Source organism: Paraburkholderia sp. RL17-380-BIE-A (assembly GCF_046028085.1).
Lineage (GTDB): Bacteria > Pseudomonadota > Gammaproteobacteria > Burkholderiales > Burkholderiaceae > Paraburkholderia.
On sequence record NZ_JARESQ010000046.1, the window covers coordinates 1 to 1213 of the forward strand.

Here is a 1213-nt window from a genome sequence, read left to right on the forward strand (position 1 = left end):
ATCGCCACGCGCTCACTCGACGAACCCGTGGTCGGCCTGAAGGACCTGATGGTGCGCAACGAGGCGCGCATCAGGAACGGCATGCTCGCCTACGCCGCGCTGCAGAAGCTGAAACAGGGCGACGTCACCGACGAAGCCAAAGCCGCCTTCGACGCGCACAAGCAGGACCTCGGCTACGGCCTGATGCTCAAGCAGTTCACCGCGAACGTCACCGACGCCACGCCCGACCAGATCACCCAGGCCGCGAAGAAAACGATCCCGCCCGTGGCGCCCGTGTTCTTCTCGTTCCGCCTGATGGTGGGCCTCGGCATCCTGTTCCTCGCCACCTTCGTGCTGGCGTTCTGGTTCTGCGCGCAGCGCTCGCTGCTGCTGGAGAAACGCCGCTGGTTCCTGCGCTGGGCCGTGTGGGCGATTCCGCTGCCGTGGCTCGCGGCGGAATTCGGCTGGATTGTCGCGGAAGTGGGCCGCCAGCCGTGGACCATCGCGGGCATTCTGCCCACCAGCCTGTCGGCCTCGAGCCTGACGGCAGGCGACCTGTATCTGAGTATCGGGGGCTTCGTGGTGTTCTACACGGTGCTGTTCATCATCGAGATCATGCTGATGTTCAAGTATGCGCGGCTCGGTCCCTCGTCGCTGCATACGGGCCGTTACCACCATGAACAACAGCCGCCGAATCGGCCGCTGAACCAGCCGTTGCCGACCAACACGGTCGCCTGATTCGCCGCCACCGAGTTTCAAGGGAAAAGAACATCATGGATTATGCAAGCCTCAAACTCATCTGGTGGGTGCTGATCGGCGTGCTGCTGATCGGCTTTGCGCTCACCGACGGCTTCGACATGGGCGCGGCGATCCTGCTGCCCTTCATCGGCAGGACCGACGCCGAGCGGCGCATTGTCGTGAACACCGTGGGCGCGACCTGGGAAGGCAATCAGGTGTGGCTCATCACCGCCGGCGGCGCAATGTTCGCCGCGTGGCCGCTGGTGTACGCGGCCTCGTTCTCCGGGTTTTACTTCGCGATGCTGCTCGTGCTGTTCTCGCTGTTCTTCCGGCCGGTCGGCTTCGACTACCGCAGCAAGCGTGAAGACCCGCGCTGGCGCAGTGCGTGGGACTGGGCGCTGTTCGTCGGCGGCTTCGTGCCGGCGCTGGTGTTCGGCGTCGCGTTCGGCAACCTGCTGCAAGGCGTGCCGTTCTCGTTCGACACCGACCTGCGCGT

2 protein-coding genes are annotated in these 1213 nt (G+C 64.9%); both read left to right on the plus strand.

The annotated features are described in order from the left end of the window. Nucleotides 1-717, plus strand: a 717-nt coding sequence (locus P0D68_RS35445; protein ID WP_408303727.1) for a cytochrome ubiquinol oxidase subunit I, incomplete at its 5' end; no start/stop codon positions are given. A gap of 35 nt (nt 718-752) precedes the next feature. Then, a partial coding sequence (gene cydB / locus P0D68_RS35450) for a cytochrome d ubiquinol oxidase subunit II (protein WP_408303728.1) occupies nt 753-1213 on the plus strand: 461 nt, incomplete at its 3' end.